At 49.2% G+C, this 20631-nt stretch carries 15 protein-coding genes; 7 read left to right on the top strand and 8 right to left on the bottom strand.

Annotated elements, in window-relative coordinates; genetic code table 11:
• Nucleotides 1-214: 214 nt before the first annotated feature.
• From ACKFKF_RS05180 to ACKFKF_RS05170, 3 genes are all read right to left on the bottom strand, one after another.
• On the bottom strand, nucleotides 215-1990 hold the full coding sequence (locus ACKFKF_RS05180) for an ABC transporter ATP-binding protein (RefSeq protein ID WP_446866711.1): 1776 nt from the start codon (nucleotides 1988-1990) through the stop codon (nucleotides 215-217).
• A gap of 73 nt (nucleotides 1991-2063) precedes the next feature.
• Nucleotides 2064-2627: a Uma2 family endonuclease gene (locus ACKFKF_RS05175; RefSeq protein ID WP_446866710.1), complete on the bottom strand. Its 564-nt coding sequence runs from the start codon at nucleotides 2625-2627 to the stop codon at nucleotides 2064-2066.
• A gap of 22 nt (nucleotides 2628-2649) precedes the next feature.
• A complete protein-coding gene (locus tag ACKFKF_RS05170; protein WP_446866709.1) occupies nucleotides 2650-4404 on the bottom strand; it encodes an ABC transporter ATP-binding protein in 1755 nt (584 codons plus the stop codon).
• 100 nt (nucleotides 4405-4504) lie between these two features.
• Between ACKFKF_RS05170 and ACKFKF_RS05165 the strand changes: the two genes are divergently transcribed.
• A complete protein-coding gene (locus ACKFKF_RS05165) occupies nucleotides 4505-5743 on the top strand; it encodes a S41 family peptidase (RefSeq protein WP_446866708.1) in 1239 nt (412 codons plus the stop codon).
• 101 nt (nucleotides 5744-5844) lie between these two features.
• On the opposite strand, the gene ACKFKF_RS05160 is transcribed toward ACKFKF_RS05165, so the two are convergent.
• Both ACKFKF_RS05160 and ACKFKF_RS05155 read right to left on the bottom strand, forming a co-directional pair.
• Nucleotides 5845-6036, bottom strand: a complete 192-nt coding sequence (locus ACKFKF_RS05160) for a hypothetical protein (RefSeq protein ID WP_446866707.1) — start codon at nucleotides 6034-6036, stop codon at nucleotides 5845-5847.
• A gap of 40 nt (nucleotides 6037-6076) precedes the next feature.
• Nucleotides 6077-6214 (bottom strand): hypothetical protein, encoded by a 138-nt coding sequence (locus tag ACKFKF_RS05155; protein WP_446866706.1) that lies wholly within the window; start codon nucleotides 6212-6214, stop codon nucleotides 6077-6079.
• A 189-nt stretch (nucleotides 6215-6403) separates the two neighbouring features.
• Between ACKFKF_RS05155 and ACKFKF_RS05150 the strand changes: the two genes are divergently transcribed.
• From ACKFKF_RS05150 to ACKFKF_RS05140, 3 genes are all read left to right on the top strand, one after another.
• On the top strand, nucleotides 6404-6964 hold the full coding sequence (locus ACKFKF_RS05150; RefSeq protein WP_446858996.1) for a type IV pilin-like G/H family protein: 561 nt from the start codon (nucleotides 6404-6406) through the stop codon (nucleotides 6962-6964).
• A 322-nt stretch (nucleotides 6965-7286) separates the two neighbouring features.
• On the top strand, nucleotides 7287-9518 hold the full coding sequence (locus ACKFKF_RS05145) for an O-linked N-acetylglucosamine transferase, SPINDLY family protein (protein WP_446866705.1): 2232 nt from the start codon (nucleotides 7287-7289) through the stop codon (nucleotides 9516-9518).
• A 51-nt stretch (nucleotides 9519-9569) separates the two neighbouring features.
• Nucleotides 9570-10727, top strand: coding sequence for a glycosyltransferase family 4 protein (locus ACKFKF_RS05140; RefSeq protein WP_446866704.1), 1158 nt, complete (start codon nucleotides 9570-9572; stop codon nucleotides 10725-10727).
• A 157-nt stretch (nucleotides 10728-10884) separates the two neighbouring features.
• Here ACKFKF_RS05140 and ACKFKF_RS05135 read toward each other — a convergent pair whose 3' ends face one another.
• The 3 genes from ACKFKF_RS05135 to ACKFKF_RS05125 form a co-directional block, all read right to left on the bottom strand.
• Nucleotides 10885-12735: a polysaccharide deacetylase family protein gene (locus ACKFKF_RS05135; protein WP_446866703.1), complete on the bottom strand. Its 1851-nt coding sequence runs from the start codon at nucleotides 12733-12735 to the stop codon at nucleotides 10885-10887.
• 151 nt (nucleotides 12736-12886) lie between these two features.
• Entirely contained in the window at nucleotides 12887-14242 is a 1356-nt protein-coding gene (locus tag ACKFKF_RS05130; RefSeq protein ID WP_446866702.1) for a hypothetical protein, read from the bottom strand.
• Nucleotides 14243-14611: 369 nt separating this feature from the next.
• On the bottom strand, nucleotides 14612-15790 hold the full coding sequence (locus ACKFKF_RS05125; protein ID WP_446866701.1) for a murein hydrolase activator EnvC family protein: 1179 nt from the start codon (nucleotides 15788-15790) through the stop codon (nucleotides 14612-14614).
• Nucleotides 15791-16121: 331 nt separating this feature from the next.
• Between ACKFKF_RS05125 and ACKFKF_RS05120 the strand changes: the two genes are divergently transcribed.
• From ACKFKF_RS05120 to ACKFKF_RS05110, 3 genes are all read left to right on the top strand, one after another.
• On the top strand, nucleotides 16122-16427 hold the full coding sequence (locus ACKFKF_RS05120; protein WP_446859002.1) for a hypothetical protein: 306 nt from the start codon (nucleotides 16122-16124) through the stop codon (nucleotides 16425-16427).
• A 108-nt stretch (nucleotides 16428-16535) separates the two neighbouring features.
• The gene (locus tag ACKFKF_RS05115) at nucleotides 16536-19637 is read left to right on the top strand and encodes a valine--tRNA ligase (RefSeq protein WP_446866700.1); all 3102 of its coding nucleotides are present in this window, start codon (nucleotides 16536-16538) and stop codon (nucleotides 19635-19637) included.
• Between the two features lie 417 nt (nucleotides 19638-20054).
• Nucleotides 20055-20612: a hypothetical protein gene (locus ACKFKF_RS05110; RefSeq protein ID WP_446866699.1), complete on the top strand. Its 558-nt coding sequence runs from the start codon at nucleotides 20055-20057 to the stop codon at nucleotides 20610-20612.
• Nucleotides 20613-20631 lie beyond the last annotated feature (19 nt).

Raw genomic sequence — 20631 nt, 5'->3', positions numbered from 1 at the left:
GGGATAGTTTCAGTTTAGCGGCTACAGACCTGAATTTTGAAGAATGAAAAACTTCTGAAACTAAAAAGCTTATTTTTGCTCAAAGCCCCTCAGAATAGTGGATTTAGGGGGCGAAGCAATTCGGTAAGGACGAATCTAATCAACTTGTCTGTACACAGTAGCTTAAAAAGGGAGAGAACTGGATGCAAAGTCAGATTCACTCAATCGACTGAGTTTATTCAACCAGCGCTGCACCGAGTTGAAGGGCATACAAATTAGCGTAGATGCCTTTTTGGGCCATCAGTTCGCTGTGGGTGCCTCGTTCTACAATTTGACCCTGTTGAACGACTAAAACTTGATCGGCTTGAGCCACTGTACTGAGACGATGGGCGATTACAAAACTGGTGCGATTTTTTAGGAGACGAGCGATCGCAGACTGTACGAGCGCTTCTGTGCGCGTGTCGATACTGCTAGTGGCTTCGTCTAAAATCAGAATTTTTGGGTCAATCAAAACGGCGCGGGCAATGCTAATCAGTTGTCGCTGTCCTTGACTGAGGGTTGCGCCACGTTCGCCCAAGAGAGTTGCATAGCCTTGAGGTAGTGTTGTAATAAATTCATGCACGTTTGCCACCTGAGCCGCCGCTTCGATTTCAGCCTGGGTTGCTTGAGGACGACCGAACGCAATGTTTTCAGCAACGCTACCACTAAACAAAACGGTATCTTGTAAAACAATGCCAATTTGACGGCGCAAACTCGCCTGACTCACACTCCGAACATCATAATCGTCAATGCTAACTGTCCCGCCTGTCACATCATAAAAACGTAGAATCAGATTGACGATCGTACTCTTTCCCGCTCCGGTTTGTCCGACTAACGCAATCATCTGACCGGGTTGTACCTGAAGGGTTACGCCATTCAAAACGCGCTGATTTTTGGTGTAGCCAAACTCGACATTCTCAAAGGTGACTTCTCCTCGCATGGGCGGCATCTCGATCGCATTTGGCGCATCCTTAAGCTGTGAGGGTTCATCCAAAAGTGAAAAGATGCGCTCTAATCCTGCAAATGCGGACTGTGCTTGCGTGTAAAACTGACTGAGAATTTGAATCGGTCGAAAAAACTGCTGCACATACAGCAAAAACGCCGTCACTACGCCCACGGTTGCCGAACCTGTCACCGCAAGATAGCCCCCATAAGCCAGCACGCCTGCCGTCGCCAGCGTATTGAGAAAATCGATCGACGGTAAAAATGCCGCCGTAATTGCCACCGCCTGAATATTTGCATCTCGATTGGCCGCATTCAGACTGCTAAATTCCTCAATGTTGAGCGAAACTCGATTAAAAGCCTGCGCTTCTCGAACGCTGCCCAAGTCTTCTTCAAGGCGAGTCGAAAGCTCTCCGATCGTTTGTCTGGTTACCCGAAACCTCGCTCTCGCCCAGCGTGAAAACAGCCCTGTAGTAAAAATCATCAACGGAACCACTAAGTTGCTGACAAGCCCCAGTTGTAGATTGATGATCAGCATTGCGATCACAATTCCAATCAAGCTAAATAAATTCCCCAACATCTGAGCGATCGTTTGTCCGAATGCTTGATTTACAGTATTGACATCATTCAGCAGACGGCTCATCAAATCTCCCGCTTCGCTGCGATCAAAGAAACTTAACGGCAAGCTTTGAATTTTGAGAAAGATATCCTGTCGCAGTTGAGCCAACAAGCGCTGTACAATCGACATAATACGCAAAATCTGTTGACGAATCGCAGTGACACCGAGAATATATACGATCGCCAACGCAGCCAACATCAGCAACAAACCAGGTAAGTTTCCTGGAACAATCAGATTGTCAATTGACCAGCCGATGAGAAAGGGCCCGATCGCCTGGGTCGCTGCGCCAATCATCACAAATCCGAGGGCGATCGGAATCTCTTTTTGATAGGGTTGTAGGTACTGTAAAAAGCGTTCTAGCGTTGAGGTTTGTCGATTTGTCTGGTCAGATGCAACTGCGGGAAATCTCATAGCGGGTTAAAGTTAGAAGAATTCGAGGAGAAGTATTCCGTTCTATTGAATCTCTGATCACTTGAGCCTGTGATCACTCCAACAACCAGGCAAATAAATTTCCCAACGTTAGCTGTAATGGGTTGGCGAATGCGGGAACGGGTAATGGTGACTCTGGCTCGTCAAAGACTTCGGGTAACTGTTGGGGTAAGTAAACGATTAGCGATCGCTCTTCTGGATCGATTAGCCAACCCATCTGAGTGCCGTGCTTTAAACAATGCAAAATATTTTTGGTGACTTTTGTTTGACTTTGCTCAGGTGACAAAATCTCAATTGTCCAGTCTGGAGCGATTAGAAAAGTGTCCGCAACTTCACCATTTTGGTCACGAGGAATTCTATCCCAAACAAACACAGATACATCGGGCACCGTCGATCGACCTCCAAACGTACATCGCAATTCTGGAAAAGCTCTCGCAATTTTCTGAGGTTTAAGAACTGTATTGATTGCAGGAACTAATTCACCTTGAATAACGCTGTGCTTTCCTTTGGGCATCGGTTTCTGGATAATTTGACCATCAATATACTCACTGGCAGGCTTAGTTTCTGGTAGCGCTAGAAAGTCTGCCAGCGTTAGCGATTTAGGAGAAGTTTGTACCATCTTTTACCTTCCAGTTGGTTCTTTATTGTATTGCAGAAGTTGTGACCGAACGTTTTACTTGAGATTCCAAAATGGCACCGTATAGCGAACTCGTTTGCATTAGCGATTCATGGGTTCCTTGTGCAACCAAGTGTCCTTTATCCATGAGTAAAATGCGATCGGCGTTACGTACCGTGCTGATTCTCTGAGCAATCACAAAAGCGGTACAAGTTTTTCGTCGCATCAGGTCATCTAATGCAGATTGAATTTGGGCCGCTGTTTGAGCATCCACGGCTGAAGTACTGTCGTCTAGAATCAAAATTCGATAATCGGTGAGTAGCGTTCGAGCGATCGCAATCCGTTGTTTCTGTCCCCCTGACAATCCGACCCCGCGCTCCCCGACGATCGTGTCATACCCATCAGGCAGACTGGTAATGAAGTCGTGAATCTGGGCTGTTTTGGCGGCTTCGATAATCTGATCGAGTGAGGCATCCGGGACGGCGTAAGCAATATTTTCTCGCAGCGTCCCAGAGAAGAGAGTTGTGGCTTGAAAAACGGTGCCGATGCGCGATCGTAGGCTTTGTAGCGTAAAATCTCGCACGTCTCGCCCATCAATTCGCACTGCGCCCGCCGTCACATCATAAAATCGCGGAATCAAATTCATGATCGTACTTTTACCAGAACCCGTCATGCCCAAAATGGCGATTAGTTCGTTGGGTTTGGTTTCAAAGGAAATATTTTTGATCGCTTCGATCGTTGATCCCGGATAGCGAAACGACACGTTCTCAAAGGTAATTCGTCCCCCACATTGCTCAAACGGAACGGCATTGGGACGATCGCGAATTTCAATTTCGGCATCAACCACTTCATACACACGATCGGCGGAAGCGGCCGCTTGAGCGATCGCAGGAGCCGCAAATCCAATCAACAAAATGGGCTGAAGCACCAACAGTAAATAAGAATTAAAAGCAACCAGTTCGCCAATCGAAAATTGTTGATCAATGACAGCAGCCCCGCCATAACCTACGACCGCTAACGTGATCAGATTACTCAACAAAAAGATCAACGGAAACGTATTGCGAATGGCCCGAATCGTTTTCATGTTGACGGTCACAAGCTGATCGTTCATTAGGGTGTAGCGCGATCGCTCGGCTGATTCTCGAACAAACGCTTTGACGACTCGTACGCCCAATAGATTTTCTTGCAGCACTGAATTCAAATCGGCAAGCTGTTCTTGAACCTGACGAAACAAGTGATCATTGCGGGTGAGAAATCGCCCTAATATCCAGCCAGCAAGCGGTACAACGGACAAAGTAATCAACGCTAATCGCCAATTCATCAGTAATAGAATCACTGCGATCGTCACCAAAGTCACGACTGCACCAATCACCTGAATCAAGCTAGTGCCCACAAAGGTACGAATCTGCTCGATATCGCTGGTGACACGGGTAAGTAGCTGGGAAGTTTGCGCCTGATCGTGATAGCTAAAACTAAGATTTTCGATTTTGCTAAAGATCTTATTACGAAGGTCAAAAGCAATCCCTTGAGACGCCGCTTCTGCCCAAAAACTCTGCCCAAAATTGAACAACCCACGGGCGATCGCGGCCCCCACCATCCAACCTGCACTCTCCAAAACAATGCGTAAATCTTGCTTATAAATTCCCTCGTCAATTCCCCAGCGAAACAGTTGCGGAGTGATGGCATTGGCCGCCGTCAACAACAGCAAACTCAGCAAGGCTCCAAATGCGACCAGACGATAGGTCTTCAAACTTTTGAGAACACGACTAAGGGACTGCATAAGCAATTTTTTGAAGCGTTGAGACTCTTATAGCGTATATCCTCTCCACGATTTTGAAAGCACACGGTAGAGTGAAAAAGCGATTTTTAGAGGTCGATCCATGCAAGGAAATGTGTTCCGTCGATCGATGATGACCCTGATCAGCGGTTTGATTGTGCTGTTAGTTTGCGTCATTGCGCCTGCGATTCCGACTAATTCTCAGCCCGCAGTCTTTGACCAGGTTTGGCAGACGGTTCGAGATAATTTTTATGATCCTAAATTTAATGGAGTCGATTGGTCGGCGATGCGGCAAAAGTATCGATCGCAAGCCACAAAAGCATCGTCCGCCGCCTTTTCTGACGTAATCAATCAAATGCTGGCAGAGCTAAAAACTTCTCACACCCGCTTTTACACACAAACTGAACCCGCTTATTATCAACTGGCAGGCATCTTTCGATCGTCCATCCAATCCAAGCTCAAGCCCTTTCTACCCAACGGCAAACTCGACTATACGGGCATTGGCATTTTCACCAAAGACATTAACAATCAGACTTTTATCAACGCGATTTTGAATGGTTCTCCCGCCGAAAAAGCAGGCTTGAAAGTCGGCGATCGTATTCTCAGCGTCGATGATCAGCCCTTTCAGGCGATTCAGTCTTTTGTAGACAAAGCTGGAAAATCGGTAAAAGTTCAAATTCAGCGCACCTCTGGAAACGCTCAAACGATCGCTGTCACGCCTCAAAAATTTGATCCCAATCGAATGTTTTTAGACGCAATGAAGAACAGTGTTGAGATCATTCAGCGCAACGGTAAACAAATTGGATACATTCACGTCTGGTCATACGCCGACCAACAGTATCAAGATCAGCTTGAAGAAGCGTTGAGCGATCGCTTGAGAAACATAGATGGATTTGTCTGGGATCTGCGCGATGGTTGGGGTGGGGCGAGTCCGAGCTATCTGGGTTTGTTTACGTCGTCGGTTCCTTCTCTAACACTGATCGAGCGAGATGGCGATCGCCGTCAAATCGAAGGTCAATGGAATAAGCCGATCGTGATGTTAGTCAATCAAGGGTCTCGAAGCGGTAAAGAAATCTTGGCGCAGGGATTTCGCAAATATCGAGTTGGCACAATTGTCGGTAGCAAAACCGCCGGGGCCGTCGTTGCAGGTCGAGCCTTTATTATGAAAGACGGCAGTTTACTTTATCTAGCGGTAGCAGATGTCTTGGTAGACGGCGATCGCTTAGAAGGCAAAGGCGTTATACCCGATGTCGAAGTGCCCTTCACGCTGGAATATTCTCAAGGGGTTGATGTACAAAAAGAACGCGCGATCGACGTTGCCATACAGCAGATTGGCAAATGACATCAGCGCCTACTTGAAACAACGAATGTTCAGAATGGGGCATTACTCAGTGTGGACGGATTGGGAGTCAGCCCCAGATTTTGGCGGAGGGACTTTCACCCTCATTCAGCCGGAAGTTCAACCGTTAAAGAAACGTGAATTCGATAGAGGTTTTTCGCTTCGGTATTTAACGCTTCTGCCCCCCAACCCCCCAAATCTGGGGGACTTTCGGACAGGATTTCTTGCTCAAAGTCCCCCAAACTTGGGGGATTTAGGGGGCTGCCTGGAGTGATCGCCACAGCGAGGGATTTCATCGAATTCACGTTAAAGAAAACGATTGGCGAGGCTATGGATTTACCTAGCAACGAATCGCACGACATCGACAAATTTTGCTTCCCCCGGAATCTCATACTGTCGCTCGATGAGACCGATCGACGCTAAAAATTCCTCCAGATCTTGTTTTGCGAGTTGGTCAAAGGGCGTTTGGGTCATGCTCCCAGGTTTAGGGATTAAAGGACTGCGATCGGTTCAATTTTAGAGGGAAGGAGCCTCGCCTCCCCCGACCAATCTCGACCCTCAAAGATTTTCTAGGGAAGTGATATGAAAGTCGATCGCGTTGGGCAAGTTAAATTCAGGCGTTAGAAGTTCAACCAATCCGCATCTTTAAGGAGACCTCTTTCAATGAAATCTGAACTCAAGGCAAAGTTTCTGCAACACCTGATCGCGAAGAAAGAAGACAAGGGTTTTACCCTGATTGAATTGCTCGTTGTGATCATCATTATCGGGATTTTGTCTGCCATCGCTTTGCCTTCCTTCTTGAACCAGGCCAACAAAGCCAAGCAGTCTGAAGCCAGACAATATGTGGGCACCCTCAACCGCGCTCAACAAGCTTACTTTCTAGAAAGCAGCACCTTCGCCACCAGCATCACCAGCCTGGCCAAACCCGTCAAAGGTGACACCACAAACTATCGCTATGCCGACGATGGCGACAGATTCACCGTCAACAACCTCAAAGCAACCAATGAGAACGTTGTCATCTACGGTACGTCTTTGAAAGCAGCCCTGAAGTCCTACGTTGGCATGGCGGCCATTGCTCAAGCTGACCCCAACACGAGCGAAGCAACGACGCTGGCTGTCTTGTGCGAAAGCAAAAACCCCCAAACCACCAACGCAACCACACCAACCCTGACCGCTACTAACTTGAAGTGTACAGAACCTGACACCATTCCTCTTGCAAAGTAGTTTGGTCTAGTTTCATCTTTCAGAGCTTAATATTTGACCGTAGAGTGGGTAGACCTGATACCTGCTCTATTTTTTTGGAAGGTTGGATTTCAGAGAAGTCATACCCAATCAATTTGTGAATGCTACAGATCCTTCGCCCCCTAAATCCCCCAGTCTGGGGGACTTTGAGAATCCGAGACTGCTTTGGCTTGAAGTTCCCTAGAAGTGGCGGATTTAGGTTGCTCTCCAAGATCTGTAGGACTCAAAGATCAATTTGGTATCACGCGGTGTCTTGAGTTTGGGTAGATTCAGTCATAGAGGTTTGTAGCGATGGGTGACAGACATGGATAATCAATTGCGGGATTGGCAACAACAAGCAAAAGCAGCGCTCATTCAAAAAGACTACGATCGCGCCATTTCCCTTTATGATCACGCAACTGCGGCTTACCCAGAAGAACGATCGCTCTATTGGGGCATGGGGTTGGCACTGTTGCTGCAAGGTCAGGAAGCCGAAGCTCAGACAACCTGGATGCTGGCGATGGCCGACGGAGAAGCTGACGAAATTGAGCGATGGACGATCGACCTGATTCAAGTCCTCAAATCAGAAGCAGAACGACAGGCAGCGCTAGAAGAGTGGCCGATTGCCTGGGCGATTCGGCAATACATTCGAGAACTCCATCCTTCGGATTTAGAAAATTTGCTCCAGAGTGTTCTGCTGGCGATCAACCTGGGAAGTTTTAGCTCTGACGACTTTGCCAATCTGGGCGTGATGGACTTGCTGGCGGGTGAAGGGGTTGTCGATTCAGCGTTTTTGCTCTACGTGTTAGAACAGCTTCTCGAAACGATTTTGCCCGATCCAGCCATTCTCAAATTTGTAGAAGCTTGTATTCCACATATTGACGATCGTCGAGAGTTGACCTATCTGCTCGTTCCGACGGCCACAAAACTTTCTTTTACCTACTGCCGAGACGATCTTGCAATTCCTTTGCTAGAAATGAGCCTTCAGCTTGGGACGCATGACTTACCTGTTTTGACAGAATTAGCTCCCATCTATCAAAACGCTCGACAATACGACAAAGGCATCGAAGCGGCAAAGCAGTGTATTGAACTGTCTGACACAGTGCCCGATCGGGTTTACAGCAGCCATTCTCTGATCCGAGGCTTGATGAATGCCGGAGGTTACTGGCAAGAAGCAATTTCAGCCCTCAAAACGCATGAATCTCTGCTCGAAGAACTGATCGCAAATCCGCCCGCAACCATCAGTTCTGTGTTGACCCTCCGATTGCTGGTTGTCAACTACTTTTTCTCCTACTTTCGCGACGAGCCACAGCGCAATCGCTGGCTACAAAATCAGGTCGTAGAGATTTGCAGAACCCAAATGCAGTCACGCTATGAAGAACGGGTCGATCGCTATCAGCAGCGCCACTCACTCAAATCTCAAGCCGCGACGAAGCCAAAACTCAAAATTGGCTATATTTGTCACTGCTTTTATAGCCACTCGGTTGGTTGGTTAGCCCGATGGTTGATGAAATATCACGATCGCGATCGCTTTGAGCTATATCTCTACTTCGTCAACTACAAGCAGATGAACGACTCCCTCCAGGCGCAGTACGTTGAAGTCGCTGACTATGCGCGTCTGATGGAGACCAGTAGCCTTGACATTGCTGACCAGATTTCTCAAGACGACATCGACATTCTTATCGACTTAGACAGCATTACTTTAGACATTACCTGCGAAGTGATTGCCCTCAAACCTGCCCCTGTGCAAGTGACTTGGCTGGGGTGGGATGCGTCAGGAATGTCTACGATCGACTACTACATCGCTGACCCTTATGTGTTGCCCCAAGCGGCTGATGAGGATTACGTCGAGAAGATTTGGCGGCTGCCTCAGACCTACGTTGCGGTCGAAGGGTTTGAGATTGGCATTCCGACGGTGAGGCGCGATGAGTTAGACATTCCTGCCGATGCAGTGGTTTTTTTGAGTGCCCAACGGGGCTACAAGCGTCACCGAGAGACGGCAAAACTGCAAATAAAAATTCTCCGGCAGGTGCCCAACAGCTACTTTTTGGTCAAAGGATTAGCCGATCAAAAAGCCGTCCAGACCTTCTTTCAAGAACTTGCTGACGAGGAAGGTGTGGCGTTCGATCGCTTTCGGTTTCTCCCCAACGTCGCGTCAGAAGCCATTCATCGGGCCAATTTGGCGATCGCTGACATTGTTCTCGACACCTTTCCCTATAATGGCGCAACGACAACGCTCGAAACTCTCTGGATGGAAATTCCGCTAGTCACACGAGTGGGCAACCAGTTTGCTGCTCGCAACAGCTACACCATGCTCAAAAATGCAGGCATCACAGAAGGCATCGCCTGGACGGATGCAGAATATATAGAGTGGGGCGTTCGTTTGGGGCAAGATGCGGCTCTCCGCCAACAAGTTAGCTGGAAGCTGAAACACTCCAAACACACTGCGCCCCTGTGGAACGCAAAACAATTTACCCGTGAGATGGAAAACGCCTACGAACAGATGTGGGCAAGGTACCTTGAGTCTGGAGTTAAACCGAGATCAGACATTGGATAGACATTGGATAGACACTGGACTTTAGACTTTCTTTAGACAGGGCGTTCTCTTATGAGAATTTTGGTAGTCACAAATCTCTATCCGCCGCAGATTTTGGGGGGCTATGAACGATCGATCGCTGACTTTGCCAGATTGTTTCAACATCGAGGACACAGGGTTTTAGTGCTGACGAGCGACACCCCAGAATTTTCGGCTTCTCATCCCAGTCAGTATCCAGAACCCGCGACCGAGCGTTGTTTCTCACTGCTAGGTCAATGGACTTCTCAAGGGCCAAAGTGGCGATCAGAAGAATTGCTGGATGCGATCGTGAGTCAAAATCAAGACGTTCTTGCTCAACATCTACAGTTCTTTCGTCCTGATGTTTGTCTGGCGGGCAATCTCGATTTTTTGCAATACGATACTGAGATTTTAGGGCAGTTGTTAGCCGCAAACGTACCTGTTGCTCATTACTTAATGAATGACAAACCCAACTATGAGGCTGACCAAACCCCCTACCAATCAACGTTTCGGCTGATTACCTGTAGCGATTGGGTCAGAAAAAATCTGCAAGCGGCGGGATATCCAACTGAGACAACGAAGACGATTTATCCTGGTGCAGAGGTTGAGGCCTTTTATCAAGCAAAATTGCCCCAGCGCGATCGTCTTCATATTGCCTACGCGAGTCTGGTGGCTCCTTATAAGGGCGCAGATGTACTGATCGAGGCTTTATCGATGCTTCAGGAGATGGGCGTTGAATTTAGGGCAACGATCGCAGGTGGTTCTCTCCAGCCTGATTTTGTCGAAGCCCTGAAACGGTTTGTTCAGTCAGAAGGAATGCAAACGGTGCAATTTGTGGGCGCGCTGTCTCGACAAGACCTGATCGAACTGTATCAAAGCCACAATGTCTTGGTGTTTCCGTCCCGGTTCCCAGAACCCTTTGGTATCAGTCAGATTGAGGCAATGGCAGCCGGGTTAACGCTGGTCACAAGTGGCACCGGGGGCGCTCAAGAGGTCGTTGCAGAACCGGGAAAGGACGGCTTGCTATTTGAGTCAGAGAATCCGTTTGAGTTGGCAGAAGTGCTATCGTCGCTGGTTAACGATCGAGAAAGGTGGGGAGCGATCGCCCAAGCGGGACAACAACGCGCCCTTTCAAAATTCAGCCAAATCACAGCCACCGAACAACTCGAAGTCGTTTTGCTAGACCTGATGAATGTCAGAAATGTCAGATAAAGTCTTTTCGTTGCGGTGTTCAGCACTTCTGCCCCCCAAACTGCCAATTCTGAGAGACTTTCAGACAAGATCTCTAGTTTCAAAGTCCCAGCGGGAATTTAGGAGGCGTTTTTGAACAGAAAATCGCGGCGAAGGATTTGATCAAATTCACCTGCAATCAAGGCTTTTGAGAGGTCACATCACAAGCTGTCTCGACTGGCTCAGGGGGCAATAGCGCGACGACATGGGGCACCGGACGCGGCGTGTAGCCCATCATCGATTCGCCTTGGTAAGCCAGAGACGCACTCGCCCCCGAATCAAGCATGATCGCATCTCGCAAACCCGCCCGACTCAGCGCTTCCCCAAATTTGACCGAGTTGACATAATCGCCAGAAACGCCCACTACAGGACGATCGGCCCAATCTACGCCCCAAAAGGCCCGATCGCGTTCTGCATCAAATCCATATAGCTTGCCAAAGGATTGAGCGTCTTGAGGCTGCCCGTCTTTAACCAACCAACCCGCCGCAACAAAAGCATCGGTCAACCCAGGCAGTTCGGCTTCCATCGCAGCTTGTGTGTTGTGACGGGTGTGGTCAAAGGGAATAAACTTCACCGTGTTGGCGTTGATCAAGACCAGGGGACGGTTTTTCAGCAACGGCAGTTCTTTGGGATTTCCTGGCACAAATTTTCCTGTCTTTTGGCTAAAAACGGGGCCAATCATAATATTGGAATCCACCGATTCGAGTGAGAAAAATCCGCCATCGACGGCCGCGATCGCACTCGTCCCCTCAATAATTTCAGAAACCTGGTAGCGGCTGTCTGCGTGAATCGTGATCGGTCTGCCACCCGATGCAAAAATTAGCGGCACTTGGCTAGAAGTCTTGCGAGTCAATTCCACGGGGGCGTAGAAGTTGAGGGCGCTGTTGCCCAAAAAGGTGAGCGGCGGGCCACCATCGGCTTTTTCGATGACTTGAGCTAACTCGGACTGACCAATACGATCGATCGTCAGCAAATTTTCTGAATCTTCTGAAAACCGAGTTTCTTCATCATTCATTGTCCAGGCGGCTTCGTACCCAGCTTGCTGAATGCCTTGCTGCACGCGATCGTCATTTTTGCCCGATGGGTAGACAAAATACTTGATCGCTTGTCCCAGTTCTTTCTCTAGCGTACTTTTTGACTCGACCAGTTCTTTTTTGAGTTGCTCATCAGACAGCGCCCGCAAATCGAGAGGATGGGTCACGCTGTGAGAAGCGATCGTTACCAACGGGTCGGCAACCATTTCGCGCAGTTGCTCCCAGGTGACACTCGATCGTCCCTTTGTCGTCCCGACTTTGGCAGGGTAGATCGCAAACGCAGCCGGATAGCCATACTTCTTTAACAACGGATAGACAAATTTGTAGTGACCCTGATAGCCGTCGTCAAAAGTCAGAACGATCGGTTTCTTGGGCAGCGGGATTCCCGTCTTTAAATGCTCGACAAGCTGATCCAAACTAATCGGAGTCAGCCCATTTTTTTGAATCAACTGCAACGCAGACTCAAACTCTTCGGGCGTAACGTCAAAGAAAACTTGCTTTTCGGCAATGATGTCGTGATACATCATCACCGGAACTTTTGCCAAACGCGCCCGCCCGTGAATTTGGGGAAACGGAGGAGCCGAGAGCTTGTCTTTCCAGCCGGGGGCAAGGGGTTCTAAACTGCCGCTCGAATTAGCATCGCGAATCGAACGATCGCCGATCGCGGTAGCCGCTTGATAGCCCAGCGAGTTGCCTTGACGACACAAAGACTTCAGCGAAATGTCAAAGCTAGAGAGAATCGGGGAGAATGTTTTGGAAGCTAGAGGATTTAATCCGGCAAGGTTGAACAGTGGCACCTGAGACATGCCATTCACCAGTAGCCGATTTGACGATGAGACGGTGAGGGCGATCGTCAGCACAAAGAGCGGAAGGCTGATGAGAATGAATCGGTTCCATCTGGATTTTAGCGGCCCGCGTTTTAAAGGAAGAAACTTTGTCCAGCGAGAAAAGTTCATAATCAGTTTCAGCAACTTCACTGCTAGATCTAACTGATTTTGGGGCGATTTTGAGGTGCTATGGGTCACATCGCCCAAATCTTTTCGATCAAGTCCGCAAATTGGCGTAATTTGCAACCGATTGACAAGATTCGATGAATTTCAGCAAAACTTACGGATTTACGATCGCCTCAATTTCCTCGATCGCAATGGGTTTGTTGGCTAAATCCGGAACTTCTACCACGATTAAATACCCTGTAAAGTTTCGTCCACCCGTCGCTGTGAGCACATTCAAAATTTTGGGCATGTCTGCCTGCTGAAGTTGCCCGGTCTGATCATAAAGCTCTAAAGCCGAGAGACAGCCGATCGTCGGATTCCACCCAGCGCTTGCGGGATAGCGACTGTTGTTGGTAAAAAAAGTGGGTGCTTCTCCACTGCCATGAATTCTAAATAGCCCGCGGCCCACTCTCCCTGCCCAATAGCTTTGCTGCATCGCCAGATCATTGCGCCACGAAGGAGGCAGAAGCGATCGATAGGCTGACAATCCGCGAATCTGACCGGGACGATCGGGCAAGAACGCTTTCACTCCCGGCTCAGACGGCACAAACAAATTGACCAGCGGAAAGGTGCCATAGGCTCTAAAAAATTCGGTATCTGGTTGAGGAATGCTGCCCTCGATGCGATAGATGCCTTGAGGCGTTTGCCCACGAGTAAAGATGCTGGCTAACCCATGTAGCGATCGCGTCAATAGTGGCGCTGACCACAATTCCCCTTTTTCTCGCACAAACTGACCGCGACGATCTTTTAGAACCGTTTGGCAGAGCGTACCGCGATCGGGGCGACAGATTACATACATCTGAAGCTGACCAGGGGCGATCGTCCAGTTGAGCAAATCTTTGAGAGGCGGGGTCGTGCGGGGACGATCGAGGCTACTGGCCGCTTGCAGCGTTGTGAATAAATGCGGATTGTTGCGCCATTGAGGAAAGCGTTGTTGAAGACGATCGCTCCACTGTTTGCGAGGTTCACGCTCTGCACCGCTCTGCGCCAAAGCTGACAGCGACATCGCCGCCCATTCTGCGTTGCTGCTCCGTTCAATGGTTTGCTGAAACTGCTGCTGGATGCTTTCGTACTGAGTCGGATTGCTCAGATAAAGCTGAGTGCCCACCTGCATCGCCATTTCGACCGTTCTGGCTTGGGCGCTAGAAAGTCCCCGTCGAGTCGTGAGCGAGAGAATCTGAGCGATCGTCTTGTCAACTACGGCGGATTGAGGTTCGGTGATCGCAGTTGACCAGAGGAGATTGCGCCAGTAGCGTTCGTTTGCGTCGGTGACGGGGTAGCGGGTGAGGTCGTAGCGATCGGGACGAATCTGCTGTACCTGCTGTTCGCGCTGTTTGACTCTAGCGGCGGCGGTAGCTTGAGGCACGATCATTTGAGGTTGGGCAGGCAAAGCAAACAAGATTGCTGCGCCCATTAGTAGGCTCCCCAGCGTGTTCAAACTCTGCTGGGACGGTCTCAATTGCGCGTTCATGGTGGTGAATTTTGGTCATTGTCACAAAGTCCATCTGCGCTCACACCTTTTTTGACAAGAATTCAATTTCAAATTCAATTCCATCTTTCGCTTTGCTTGCGACTCTGAGAACGCCTCCAAATTCCCACCAGCCAGGAACTTTGAACCAGAAATCTTTTCTGAAAGTCCGCCAAAATTGGCAGCTTGGGGGGCAGAAGTGCTGATTAGCGAAGCGAAAGACTCGGATCGAATTCACCTTTAAAACAACTGCCTTCCGGTCAGTGGCTCATCATTCTAATCCTCAAAGTGGACAGAAAGTAAAAACTTTCGATCGCAACTCGCTATCTCTACAAAAAACTCAACATTCCGCAATTTTGATGAGGGCAATGGTTAAAAGTAAGCCATCGGATCGACAGGCTCTCCGGCTTGCCGGACTTCAAAGTGCAAATGTGGCCCGGTTGAGAGTCCGGTTGAGCCAATGGCGGCGATCGGCTGTCCTCGTTCGACCGACTGCCCTTCTGAGACGTAGAGTTCGCTGGAGTGTCCATAAAGGCTGGTGATATTGTTGCCGTGGTCGATGATTACTGCGTTTCCATAGCCGCCGTACCAGCCCGCAAAAATCACGACTCCGCGATCGGCCGCTCGAATCACACTCCCATAGTCCGCTCCAAAGTCAACCCCCGAATGAAAGCGCTGATAGCCCAAAATCGGGTGCACTCGCCACCCAAAGCTGCTCGTAATTTCGCCATCACTGGGATAGCCCATCATGCCCGTTCCCAGCACTACAATGCCGTCTTTGGCACGGGCTGCGGCGACTCGTTTTTGAATCAGTTCACCAATATTTTTAGAATCTTGAGCCAGTTGCGCTTCGGCGGCTTCGAGGGCACTGCGATCGCTCTTTAATCGCTCCACAACTTGTTTTTGATAATCAGCCTGTGCCTCAAATTCTGATTTTTGAGCGAGTAGCTGTTGAGTCAGGAGAGCAATGTCGTTTTTTTGCTGTTCGATCTGGCTACGCTTGCGATCGAGGCGATCGGCATCCGTCTTCAGGCTAGCGAGAATTTTGCGATCGGCTTGAAAGATCCGCTTGAGTTGATAGCGGCGATCGAGAAAATCATTCAGATTGCGACTTTGCAACAATACCGCCCACCCGCGACTTCCTTGCTGACGCTGAAGAAACTGAAGGCGAGAAATTGTCGAACTTTGGCGAGTGCGATAAATCTTCTCGGTCGCTTCTAGCGAAACTTCTAGCTTTTTGAGTTGCTGAGTGGCCGTGTTGAGTCTGGCTTCGCCGAGTTGAATCTGAGCCGCCGTCGCCTGAATATTTTTGCGAAGTCCTTTGAGGTTGGTTTGGGCAGACTGTTCGAGTTTTTGTAAGCGATCGCGCTCTTTTTGAATCAACGATCGCTGTTGATCAATCTGTTGCTGCTGCTGTTTGAGCGCGTCCACTTCCTGACTGACTCCCGGTTGAGCAAACAGCCATACCGCAAAGCTCAAGCAAATCACTCCCAAGAGAATGACCCACTTAAACCGCCGAATTTCTGTTGTTTTAGGCAACCAGGTCAGCATTCTTCACCAATGGCGCAAGACAAGACACCATTATCTCCATAGATGCGATTTCAGCAAGCCTGGATTAAAGTGAGTCGCCTTGCTGAATAAATTTCTCGCATCATCACAGAAAGACCTGTACCTCATCCCTTGATTAAAACGATCGCAGGAACTTTGAAGATGACTACTAGAAAGTTGGAGAGCGCAAATCGATCGGGAGTATTTTTACATTCTCTTTACAAACAACTTTCAGACTCGCCGACTCATTACGAAATTTGGTGCAATCTGCTGAGAGGTCAGACATTTCACGCTAAGGTGAACAGCAAATTATCAGCCTGTTGACGCAATCTGCATGAAGTATTTTTTCCTTTCGGAGGGGTGGGAAGTCGGTCGCGTCTGGGAACTTGGCGGACTTTGGAACGAAATCGCCTGGAGACGCAAGCCCCAAATCGAGCAAATGACCGTATGCATCTGGGAAAACAACGAAAAACTCTGGCTTTACCGCGTTGAAGATGCTGTTCTTATGGTCGAAGTCAAGCCAACTCCGGTTGCGGTGACCGTGACTCCAGAAAACGCGATCGGTCAAGTCGTTCTCAAGCGTCTAATTTCGGGAGATCAAGCGATCGAAATTCTCTGTGCCAACCAGTTTCCAAAATAATCTACAAAATAGACCAAATCAGGAACCGCAAACTAACCCTCACCTCACGCCCTTTGCCTCCTCCCGGTTTATCATGGCTAAATACGCAAAAACGCCCCCAGTCCTTCCATGACCGCAACGCCTCCCATGCTGTCCAGCCAGTACGATCCCGCCAGTGCCGATGCCAAGTGGCAGAAATTTTGGGAAGAACATCAAGTCTTTAAAGCTGACCCCAACGCATCCGGTGAGCCTTACTGTGTCGTGATCCCGCCGCCCAACGTCACGGGTAGCTTGCACATGGGTCACGCTTTTGAAAGTTCGCTGATCGATGTGTTGGTACGCTATCACCGCATGATCGGACGCAACACACTCTGGCTTCCAGGAACGGATCACGCCAGTATTGCAGTGCAAACGATTTTAGAGCGGCAGCTTAAGGCAGAAGGCAAGACGCGGCAAGATTTGGGGCGAGACGCTTTTCTAGATCGCGCTTGGAAGTGGAAAGCCGAATCTGGGGGAACGATCGTCAACCAACTGCGGCGACTGGGCGTTTCGGTCGATTGGTCACGCGAACGATTCACACTGGACGAAGGGCTATCAAAAGCGGTGCTGGATGCTTTCGCTATGCTCTATGAAGAAAAGCTGATCTATCGGGGCAAATATTTGGTCAACTGGTGCCCAGCGAGTCAGTCTGCTGTTTCTGATCTCGAAGTCGAAAACCAAGAGGTCAACGGTCATCTCTGGCATTTCAGGTATCCGCTTTTGGATGGGGATGGCTATGTCGAAGTGGCGACAACCCGACCGGAGACGATGTTGGGCGATACCGCAGTGTCCGTTAATCCGCAGGACGATCGCTACAAACATTTAATCGGTCAAACGCTGATTTTGCCTTTGGTGTATCGAGAAATTCCGATCATTGGCGATGAATTTGTCGATCCCAGCTTTGGAACGGGCTGCGTGAAAGTGACTCCGGCCCACGATCCCAACGATTTTGAGATGGGCAAGCGCAACAATTTGCAGTTCATCAACATTTTGAACAAAGACGGCACGCTCAACGAAAACGCTGGAGAGTTTCAGGGGCAGGATCGCTTCGTCGCCCGCAAAAATGTGGTCAAGCGGCTCGACGCAGAAGGTCTGTTGGTCAAAATTGAGGATTACAAGCACACGGTTCCCTATAGCGATCGTGGCAAAGTTCCGATAGAGCCGCTGCTTTCGACCCAATGGTTTGTCAAAATTCGTCCCCTTGCAGAACGGGCTTTAGCTGATTTGGATCAGCAATCTTCACCGCGATTTGTGCCCGATCGCTGGACAAAAGTTTACCGAGACTGGTTGGTCAGCCTGAAAGACTGGTGCATCTCTCGCCAACTGTGGTGGGGGCATCAGATCCCCGCGTGGTATGCCGTGAGTGAAACGGGCGGAGTGATCACCGATGAAACCCCGTTTATGGTGGCGCGAGATAAAACAGAGGCTAGAAAGAAAGCGATCGCGCTATTTGGTGAAACCGTTCAGTTAGAGCAAGATCCTGACGTGTTGGATACCTGGTTTTCTGCTGGTTTGTGGCCCTTCTCGACGCTGGGCTGGCCGCAAGAGACGGCTGATTTCGATCGCTACTATCCCACTACCACGCTGGTCACAGGCTTTGACATTATTTTCTTCTGGGTCGCCCGGATGACAATGATGGCCAAACACTTCACAGACAAAATGCCCTTCCAAACGGTTTACATTCACGGGCTGGTGCGGGATGAAAACAACAAAAAGATGTCTAAATCTGCCAACAATGGCATCGATCCCCTGATTTTGATCGACAAGTATGGGACAGATGCGCTGCGCTACACGCTGATTCGCGAAGTCACCGGAGCAGGGCAGGACATTCGATTAGAATACAACCGCAAAACGGATGAGTCGGCTTCTGTTGAAGCGTCACGCAACTTCACCAACAAATTGTGGAACGCCTCGCGGTTTGTTTTGATGAATCTGGACGGCAAATCGCCAGAACAGTTAGGGCTACCAGATTTCGACCAATTAGAACTGAGCGATCGCTGGATTCTCTCGCGCTTTAACCAAGTTTCTCAACAGATTCGAGACAATCTCGACAACTACGGCTTGGGCGAGTCAGCCAAACTGCTGTATGAATTCATTTGGGGCGATTTTTGCGACTGGTATATCGAACTCGTCAAACCTCGATTTCAAAGTGAGAACGCGACTTCTCGCAGGGTTGCCCAACAAACGATCGCCCAGGTTTTAGAAGGCATTTTGAAACTGCTGCACCCCTTCATGCCGCACATCACCGAGGAAATCTGGCACACCCTGACTCAAACTGAGGAATCGTCGGGAAAAGCCCTTGCTCTCCAGTCTTATCCAGTGCCCGATCCCGTCCGGATTGACGCTTCTCTAGAGCAGCAGTTTGATCTCCTCATTGGCACGATTCGCACAATTCGCAATCTGCGAGCCGAGGCAGACATCAAGCCCGGAGCCAAAATCGATGCCTTTTTGCAAACCGAGAGTCCGTCAGAAAAGCAGATTCTAATCGCGGGTCAGTCCTACATTCAAGACCTGTGTAAAGTCAAGACGCTGACTGTCAACCAGCCCGATGTTCTGACTCAGACTCAGACTCAGACAATGCAGGTTTCTGAATCTGAGGAGACGATTTTTACAGGCGTTGAGTCCTTCCTTCAAACAAATCGGCGGTTTCTCTCGACGATCGGACTCATTCTCCTGACCCTGATCACCCTCAAACTCCTGGGCGGCATTGTCGAAGGCATTCATCAAGTTCCGCTGTTACCCACTTTCACTGAATTGGTCGGGATCGCCTACAGCGTTTGGTTTGCGCGGAGAAACTTGCTGAGTCGGAGCGATCGTCAGCACTTATCACGCCAAATTCAACAGCTTAAAACCGAAATTGTTGGAGAATCTCTGTCCCCTCTGCCTCAAGTGATCCAAATTGCACCCTCTCCAGTGGATGGGGAGTCAGAGCAAACGATCGTTGGCGTTGTCGGAACGGTACAAGTCTCAATTCCGCTGGCAGGTTTAGTAGATCTCGTGGCAATGCGGGCCAAAACTGAGAAAGATCTCAACAAAGTGGAAGCCGAGACTCAGGCACTGTCTGCGAGATTGAGCAATTCTAAATTTGTAGACAAAGCTCCTCCTGAAGTCGTGCAAGCTGCGCGAGACGCTCTAGCCGAAGCCCAAAAGCAAGCGGAGATTCTACGGGCAAAACTCGATCGGCTCGAATAAAGAGATTTCAATTTGATGAAATTTTTCGCCTTTGTCATCCCGAAGCTTCCAGAATCAGGGAGTTGCAGCGTAGAAGCACTCAACAGCAAAGCGAAAAACCGTGTCGAACTGACCTTTATTCAGGGCATTCTGAAGCTGTGGCTGACAAGTTTCTATGACAGCAGACGGTCTAGAGTGGCGTTATACTATTTTGCATAGCGCGATCGCCACTTGACCTGGCTGTTCTCTGTCTTTCGACTGCTGCCTTGCGACACAAGACTCTTGAGAATGTAATCTAGAGGCAGATCGACTTTTTATTTCGTTACCAAGGTATAAAATTCTAGACAGACAGCTTTGCAACTGGTTGACCCTCCATTGCAGAGGCGGAGACATACTCTTATTGTGGTTCCCAACAGAGACAAGTAGAGAGAACAAGTAATGCTGCACTTGGCTCAAGTTCAAAAAAAAGGCTATTTAGGTAAGGCAGGTTTACACTTGCTGGCAACTCAGAAGTCTGAAAATATCTGGGTCGTTAATGCTGAAGAAGAAGTAATCCTGGCATCAGAAGCAAACGTCTACAGCGAAAATATGCTCGTTCTGGTCGAGCTGTCTAATACTCAACAGGTTCTCAGCATCCAAAATGCTAAGGACTGGGTGGTCGATCTCGTACAAAAGTTTTTGATTAACGGGGTTACACCCGCATTTTTGCATCAAGAAACCGAACGCGCCGAGCAATGGAGACAATCTCTCACCCTTCAAAGTCAAGAACTCGATCGCCGCGCCCTAGAACTTGAAGCCCGCCGAGAACAAATTCAATCCCTCGAAGAAGATCTGAAGCGCGAAAAGAAGCAGTTTGAGTCTTTGTCCCAAGAGCTAGAGTCCAAAAAACAGGAACTTGAGTCTTTGGCCCAAGAGCTAGAGTCCAAAAAACAAGAACTCGATCGTTCTTCTGATCCGATCAACCCGCCTCCAGAGTCCGATTCACCTAAAAAATAAGGGCAGCCACAGAAGCGCT

Source organism: Phormidesmis sp. 146-12 (assembly GCF_052939495.1).
This window is presented reverse-complemented; position numbering and strand designations above follow the sequence as displayed.

Excerpts from the sequence above, each read along its gene's own strand:
- ACKFKF_RS05180 (WP_446866711.1), bottom strand. The coding sequence starts at position 1,990 with ATGAGATTTCCCGCAGTTGCATCTGACCAGACAAATCGACAAACCTCA.
- ACKFKF_RS05175 (WP_446866710.1), bottom strand. The coding sequence starts at position 2,627 with ATGGTACAAACTTCTCCTAAATCGCTAACGCTGGCAGACTTTCTAGCG.
- ACKFKF_RS05170 (WP_446866709.1), bottom strand. The coding sequence starts at position 4,404 with ATGCAGTCCCTTAGTCGTGTTCTCAAAAGTTTGAAGACCTATCGTCTG.
- ACKFKF_RS05165 (WP_446866708.1), top strand. The coding sequence starts at position 4,505 with ATGCAAGGAAATGTGTTCCGTCGATCGATGATGACCCTGATCAGCGGT.
- ACKFKF_RS05160 (WP_446866707.1), bottom strand. The coding sequence starts at position 6,036 with ATGAAATCCCTCGCTGTGGCGATCACTCCAGGCAGCCCCCTAAATCCC.
- ACKFKF_RS05155 (WP_446866706.1), bottom strand. The coding sequence starts at position 6,214 with ATGACCCAAACGCCCTTTGACCAACTCGCAAAACAAGATCTGGAGGAA.
- ACKFKF_RS05150 (WP_446858996.1), top strand. The coding sequence starts at position 6,404 with ATGAAATCTGAACTCAAGGCAAAGTTTCTGCAACACCTGATCGCGAAG.
- ACKFKF_RS05145 (WP_446866705.1), top strand. The coding sequence starts at position 7,287 with ATGGATAATCAATTGCGGGATTGGCAACAACAAGCAAAAGCAGCGCTC.
- ACKFKF_RS05140 (WP_446866704.1), top strand. The coding sequence starts at position 9,570 with ATGAGAATTTTGGTAGTCACAAATCTCTATCCGCCGCAGATTTTGGGG.
- ACKFKF_RS05135 (WP_446866703.1), bottom strand. The coding sequence starts at position 12,735 with ATGAACTTTTCTCGCTGGACAAAGTTTCTTCCTTTAAAACGCGGGCCG.
- ACKFKF_RS05130 (WP_446866702.1), bottom strand. The coding sequence starts at position 14,242 with ATGAACGCGCAATTGAGACCGTCCCAGCAGAGTTTGAACACGCTGGGG.
- ACKFKF_RS05125 (WP_446866701.1), bottom strand. The coding sequence starts at position 15,790 with ATGCTGACCTGGTTGCCTAAAACAACAGAAATTCGGCGGTTTAAGTGG.
- ACKFKF_RS05120 (WP_446859002.1), top strand. The coding sequence starts at position 16,122 with ATGAAGTATTTTTTCCTTTCGGAGGGGTGGGAAGTCGGTCGCGTCTGG.
- ACKFKF_RS05115 (WP_446866700.1), top strand. The coding sequence starts at position 16,536 with ATGACCGCAACGCCTCCCATGCTGTCCAGCCAGTACGATCCCGCCAGT.
- ACKFKF_RS05110 (WP_446866699.1), top strand. The coding sequence starts at position 20,055 with ATGCTGCACTTGGCTCAAGTTCAAAAAAAAGGCTATTTAGGTAAGGCA.